Annotated in this window: 7 protein-coding genes and 1 pseudogene; all 8 read right to left on the bottom strand. The window is 49.7% G+C overall.

The genetic code is table 11. From position 1 onward, the window contains the following. Positions 1 to 217: 217 nt before the first annotated feature. Positions 218 to 1,630 (bottom strand): relaxase/mobilization nuclease domain-containing protein, encoded by a 1,413-nt coding sequence (locus tag OCV62_RS17810; RefSeq protein ID WP_069432440.1) that lies wholly within the window; start codon positions 1,628 to 1,630, stop codon positions 218 to 220. Positions 1,631 to 1,684: 54 nt separating this feature from the next. Further along, positions 1,685 to 1,993 (bottom strand): hypothetical protein, encoded by a 309-nt coding sequence (locus OCV62_RS17805; protein WP_069432441.1) that lies wholly within the window; start codon positions 1,991 to 1,993, stop codon positions 1,685 to 1,687. Next, positions 1,990 to 2,844 carry a nucleotidyl transferase AbiEii/AbiGii toxin family protein gene (locus OCV62_RS17800; RefSeq protein ID WP_069432442.1) on the bottom strand — a complete coding sequence of 285 codons (855 nt, stop codon included), beginning with the start codon at positions 2,842 to 2,844 and terminating at the stop codon, positions 1,990 to 1,992. Before OCV62_RS17800 ends, OCV62_RS17805 begins: the two co-directional genes overlap by 4 nt. Further along, positions 2,841 to 3,386 carry a type IV toxin-antitoxin system AbiEi family antitoxin domain-containing protein gene (locus OCV62_RS17795; RefSeq protein ID WP_227097388.1) on the bottom strand — a complete coding sequence of 182 codons (546 nt, stop codon included), beginning with the start codon at positions 3,384 to 3,386 and terminating at the stop codon, positions 2,841 to 2,843. The genes OCV62_RS17800 and OCV62_RS17795 overlap by 4 nt, the downstream gene beginning before the upstream one ends. Before the next feature lie 158 nt (positions 3,387 to 3,544). After that, positions 3,545 to 3,856, bottom strand: coding sequence for a CD1845 family protein (locus tag OCV62_RS17790; protein WP_069432443.1), 312 nt, complete (start codon positions 3,854 to 3,856; stop codon positions 3,545 to 3,547). Between the two features lie 156 nt (positions 3,857 to 4,012). Then, positions 4,013 to 4,357 carry a plasmid mobilization protein gene (locus tag OCV62_RS17785; RefSeq protein WP_069432444.1) on the bottom strand — a complete coding sequence of 115 codons (345 nt, stop codon included), beginning with the start codon at positions 4,355 to 4,357 and terminating at the stop codon, positions 4,013 to 4,015. Further along, positions 4,354 to 5,160, bottom strand: a complete 807-nt coding sequence (locus tag OCV62_RS17780) for a DUF3848 domain-containing protein (protein ID WP_069432445.1) — start codon at positions 5,158 to 5,160, stop codon at positions 4,354 to 4,356. The genes OCV62_RS17785 and OCV62_RS17780 overlap by 4 nt, the downstream gene beginning before the upstream one ends. A gap of 1 nt (position 5,161) precedes the next feature. Next, positions 5,162 to 5,570, bottom strand: a pseudogene (locus tag OCV62_RS17775) (helicase); the annotation flags it as partial.

Below are 5,570 nucleotides of genomic sequence, written 5' to 3'. Positions count from 1 at the left end.
AATGCGCTTTTAGAGAGTACTTCGTTTATAATTTTTTAGTCTAAAAGAGCGTGTAAAAAATGATTTCTCGTTTTTTCACACGCCCCCGCAGAGAAGAAAATCCCTTTGTGATTTTCCTCTCCGCTTGCTTGTTGAGGGCAGCGCCCCCAAGCCCCTTTGAACACAGAATTTCATTCTGTGGCTGCGCGTTCTGCGAACGCTTTTGACCAGGACCAGCTTACCGCTGGCCGTGGTCTTTTTCTTTTTCAACATCCTGTTCTACCTCCATTTTCAGCACTCGATCTACATTTGCCTTTGCCGTTAAAAGCTCCCGCATTTCCTCACGGGAACGCCGGTACTCGGCATAGGTCTTTTTCTTTTCTTCCAGCAATTTCGCGTACTCCGTCTGCAACTCTTTGACCTTGGGAAGCTTCTTGACTCCCATCTCATCAAAGGCATTCTTAGCAGCCTGGTGGAGCAGAATTTCTTCCTCATGTTCTTCCCGGAATTTCTTAGAGTAACCCGCCTTGCGGTATGCCACATAGACCTCACGGGTCTTGGCATAATTTACGATGTGAGTACGCAGAACAGCGATCTCTGCCATGCGCTTTTCAGCCGCTTTGATCTGCGTCGAAAGTTCATTGTGATGTGCCGTGGCAGCCGTAGCCTTTTCTTCCAAAACCGCATACTCCAGCAGATTGTTCTCTGACAGGTAATTCATGGTCTGCGCCATTTGTTTCAGATTGAAAACTTTAGCCCATTGAGCATAGCCAGTACCTTTTCCAGCCTGCAATTTTGCCTGAATGTCCACCAGCAGATTGACCTTGGGCGGCTCTGCTTGTGTGACTGTTTTCTTTCGCGGGGTATGTGCTTTCTTCCCGGAGAGAACTGCCCGCAAATCTTCCAATCCATATCCTTCGCCCAGACTGTCCATGCGGGCGGCTTTCTCCCAACCAGAGAGTTTCAGTCGATACGATTTTCCGCGCTTTGAGACTTCACAACCATATTCTCGCAACAGCTTCAGCAGTTCTTCAAAGTCAGCAGGACTTTGTGATAATGCGTTGTCAATCGCCACACGAAGCAGCTCTCGGTGAGATGGCTTTGCCTGATCGCCCAGCCATTTGTTATAGCTCTTTCCGTGAAGTTTCGGATTCTCTACAATGGACAGTCCATTCTCAATACAGATGGTGTCACTTAGCCGACGAACCGCCTTGGTGCTGCCCCAAAAGTTTCGGAACTTCCGGTCATATTCTAAGCTGACCGATGACCAGATAATGTGATTATGAATGTGCGACTTGTCTATGTGAGTGCAGACCACAAAGGCATGATTGCCTTTAGTAAAACGCTTTGCAAATTCTACGCCCAGACGGTTGGCTTCTTCCGGCGTGATTTCACCGGGTTTGAATGACTGGCGCACATGGTAAGCGATCACATCGTCCGCCCCGCGCACCCGCCCGGTGGCGGCGATATATTGCCGCTTCGCCAGCAGAAACTCTGCATCGGCGGTCCGGCTGTCACAGCCATAGCCGGTAATTAGTTTTCCGTTGTCAGTCTTTTGCGGATTTGCCACATAATCAATAATATCGCTGATTGCTTGGCTCTCAGTGCGCCCCTTTCCGATATGCAGGGGCATGATGCGTGTGGTTGCCATAGAAGGGCCTCCTTTCTAAAAAAGAAACGGCCTGCATGGTGCAGACCGCTTTTGCTATTCTATAAAATCGTCCTCGATGTCCTCTAACCGCTTCGGAGGAAACCTCATCTCGTATTGTTCTTTTGCCAGTGCACGAACTTCCGGGCGCTTATCTTTCATTCGGTTTTTCAGCCAGGAAATCTGCTCCTTTGATAACCGCCAAGGGAGATTCAGTAAGCGGTTTACCGTCATTTGCTCCGCTTGTTTCTCCGGCGATAAAGAAGCACAGGATTTACAGATGTGCGCCGCATGACCTTTGCCGGAAAATTTTTCGTTAGCCTTATATTCTCCGCAGACTTTACAATAATGCCCATTCTTCTTCATAGGCTCGATTCCTTTTCACTGAGCGCATATAAACTGCGAACCGCCCTCATGATGATGTTCCACTCCAGATCTGCCGCATAGGAAAATTTCCTGCGGTAAGATTCCCAAAGTTTCTGCATCACAGAACTGCTTTCCACTTCATTCAAAACATCCACAGCTTCTGCAAGATGCCGTTCGGTTCCGCGTTTTTTAGCAGTTGCCAACAGTGCATCATAGAGCGTCTGCCGGTTCAATGTGTTCCCGTGGAGCTGATCCAGAATATAGATGTCATAGAAATCTCTCATGCGGGTGTTGGTGGTGGTTCTGGTGATGATTGTTTCCAGCTTTTCAGCCAGAACGGTTTCCAGATTGTATGCCCAAATGTCAATGGAGCGATCTTCCAGCATCAGCTTGAAAGAGTAGCGTACCTCCCTGGGGGTAATGGCATCCCCTGTGGAAATGTCAATCTTCAAAGGTGTCACCACACCGTCAAAGGTTGTAGTCATGCTGACCCGAATCCCAGGATACTCCGCTTCATCCATAATCTCTGAAATGCTTTTCAGCTGAAATTTGACGCCATCATCAATCGGCACACTCACAATAGCAGAAATCAGGTTCTCGATCTCCTCTACATTAACATTGGCTCCTTTTACAGTAGCGTCCAAGTCCATCGTGGAACGGGCATCCAGTCCAACCATTGCCGCTACCAGCATCCCGCCTTTCAGAATAAATTTATCACGATATTCAGAAAGGGAAATACGCTCCAGAAAACGCTCCATCATATAGTTTCGCATTAAAAGCTGTGCATCCGCAGATTTTTCTCTGGAAAGATTGCGAATCAAATCTTTTAGCTGCCTTGCTGTCTTTATCATAAAAGCACCTCCAAATACTGCCGTAAAATTTTTTCAACCCGGAACATACCGGCATACCGCATCAAAGTCCGCAGATCCTTGTCCTTTCTTCTGGCATACATCTTCAGCGCACCTTGAAAAGTCTGTATTTCCATGCTGCTTCGGCTGCGGAGCAGATCGCAGATGGTGCGCTCCATATCATAGACAGGAACCGTATGCCCAAAAGGTGTTTGGCCAGTTGTCAGCCCTACCTCATATAGTTCTGGTTTGATGGTGTAAACAGAAAGGCCCTCTGCCTTTAAGCGAGTGGTGCTGTACCCTCTGCGCACCGTGATAGCGTATGGAGATGGTTCCCGGTCTGTCAAGTCATGGAAAAATAGCGCTGATTCATGGGAAAATACTGCCTGACCACATCGCAGATGTAACAGAAACATCGCATCAATCCAGGTGTCCTCGGAGACATAAATTCCGTGAGCAACCTGCTGAAGATTTTTCTCTTTGACATATTCATAAAAAATGGGTTTTACAATTCCGCTGGCGATTACCTGTGCGGTTTGCAGCATCCCATCATGCTCGGTCAGAAGTCTGTCTAATTGCTCAAACCGTTCTGATTTGGTCACATCCATCACTTCCTTTCGTGCTACTATTATACACGGATGTAGCACAGAAGTAAATATAGCAATTTAACAGACACTGTCTGGCATTTTTGTGACCGCGCATTTTATCCATAAACCAAATCCTGAATGGCAAACTTCAAGTCCTGCACCTTGCCCAGCAGCCAGATGGCAGCCATCGGCAGACCATAGGGACTAATAAGGACTGCCATCACCAGCAGGATAATGCCGTTTTGCAGGGAACAGGTCAGCAGAACCGCCACACCCAGCAGGGCGATCACCATGCTGATAAGCCCCAGCACCAGACCGGAGACATAGACGATCCCCACACAAATCCAAACGAACAGGGTCAGCGCCAGAATCACCGGAACCATCACGATCTTCAACAGCAGTTTCAACAAAAATACCAATGCCCTCATTGTTATGCCTCCTCCCAAAATCACAGTTCCTGTTCCTGATTCCATTATCCCTGTCTCACAGCCAAAAGGCAAGGATATGGGTAAAAAGAAAAAGCGGAGGAAGGCGCGGCGAAAAGAACGCCGTTCCTCCCTCCGCAGATGGGGTATTTGTCCTGATTATGAAAGTTTAGCGAGCCGGGTCAGTATCTCCTTAACGCCGTCCCATAACTGTTCCTGCCGTTGGGATATATCCTCCAAATCGGCATCATAAATCCGCCCGGTCTCATGCACCTTGCGGGTCAGCTGGTTTAAGTTGTTGCTGCTCCGGCGCAGCAGGGATACCAGTTCTTTCAGTTCCGGCAAGTCCAGCTGCACCACATAGCCGTCCACAGCCATTTTCCGCAGATAGGCGCTCAGGTTTTTTGTCCCAAACTGTGCCATTTTCTGCTGAATCAACTCCATTTCATCAGCGGATACCCAAAACAGAACCGGCACATCCCGCTTGCGCTTGGGGCTGCTCATCGCTCCGGCTCCTGTTTCTTCGGGGCGGCAGGCTTATGGGCAGGCGGTTCCTGTTTGAGCTTTTGCAGGACAGAACTTTTCTGCTGTTCCTGCATGGTTTTTCTGGCCTGCCTGGTAAACAGATCGGTCAGACCGGGGTTGACCCCATCCACAACCAGATAGGCGCAGTGGCGGGAAGCGCCGCTGTCCTCCGGCATGGGAATGGTTTTTGCCCAGGCTTTATTGTCCTGAGAGATACGCCCGTCATGGTTCTTGCGCTGGATGGTGTTTGCAAGAATGAACTGTACCCGTTCCGTCCCGAACTTTTCCAGCACATCTTTGACCGCCGCCTCCGTATCCAGCCGGTTCTCTGCATAGTGGGCGCTGATGGTCTGCTCAATGGCTTCTTTGCAGGCGCTGTTCGCCTGATACGAACGGTTATATTGTGCCATCTCTCCATGCTCGGACGCATAGGCGGCAGAATGGGGGTAGAGAGGGGCAGTTCGTAATTCTTCCTGCGCCTTGCACACATCATCGGCACGGTTTTCAATGCTGTCCCGGATCATATCCATATAGCCGGTCTCCAGCTTTTCAAAATAACGGTACACATCCGCCAGCGGCGAGGGAGATTCCAAAAGCGCCTGGGCCTGTGCGTCGGTCAGCTCCAGCTCCTCCATCGCCATCACAATATCCTCACGGACAGTATATTCATAGGTGTGGTGCAGGATTTCTTCCGGGGGCTGGCTTTTCAACCAGTCCCTATATTTTTCCTGCTCAGTGGCCATCTTTTCATAAAGGGCCGTATTCAGATTATTGGTATTCATGTTATCGCACCTCCTCATGCTGTTTTGGTTTCTTTTCTGTACTGCGGGGCGTCGCCGGACGCTTCAGGCTGTCCAGCACCGAAGTCCGTGTGCTTTTGGCAACAACAGCCTCGGTGTGCGCCTGTCCCTTTCCGTCGATGTTGAGCAAAGTATCCAGCTCCACCAGACGGGCATTTTTGCTTCGCAGTTCTTCTTCATAAAGGAATGGCTTTCCGACTTCCTCCTTTGCGGCAGCCTGCTGCTGATAGAGGTTATCCAGCTGGGCCTTTGCCGCCTCCAGACGCTGGGGCATCTGGGCGAGGGCATTGTCGATACGGGTAAGATTTCCGCGAGGGTCTGTACCAAGGGTTGCCCGGTGGGTCATCTGTCCTTTCAGCAGGAGCGTATACTCCTGTTTCCAAGCGGAAAAT

This window comes from Gallintestinimicrobium propionicum, from assembly GCF_025567525.1.
GTDB lineage: Bacteria > Bacillota > Clostridia > Lachnospirales > Lachnospiraceae > Gallintestinimicrobium > Gallintestinimicrobium propionicum.
Note: the sequence above shows the minus strand (reverse complement) of the source record. Positions and strands in the feature narration are given on the sequence as shown.

Excerpts from the sequence above, each read along its gene's own strand:
- OCV62_RS17810 (WP_069432440.1), bottom strand. The coding sequence starts at position 1,630 with ATGGCAACCACACGCATCATGCCCCTGCATATCGGAAAGGGGCGCACT.
- OCV62_RS17805 (WP_069432441.1), bottom strand. The coding sequence starts at position 1,993 with ATGAAGAAGAATGGGCATTATTGTAAAGTCTGCGGAGAATATAAGGCT.
- OCV62_RS17800 (WP_069432442.1), bottom strand. The coding sequence starts at position 2,844 with ATGATAAAGACAGCAAGGCAGCTAAAAGATTTGATTCGCAATCTTTCC.
- OCV62_RS17795 (WP_227097388.1), bottom strand. The coding sequence starts at position 3,386 with ATGCTGCAAACCGCACAGGTAATCGCCAGCGGAATTGTAAAACCCATT.
- OCV62_RS17790 (WP_069432443.1), bottom strand. The coding sequence starts at position 3,856 with ATGAGGGCATTGGTATTTTTGTTGAAACTGCTGTTGAAGATCGTGATG.
- OCV62_RS17785 (WP_069432444.1), bottom strand. The coding sequence starts at position 4,357 with ATGAGCAGCCCCAAGCGCAAGCGGGATGTGCCGGTTCTGTTTTGGGTA.
- OCV62_RS17780 (WP_069432445.1), bottom strand. The coding sequence starts at position 5,160 with ATGAATACCAATAATCTGAATACGGCCCTTTATGAAAAGATGGCCACT.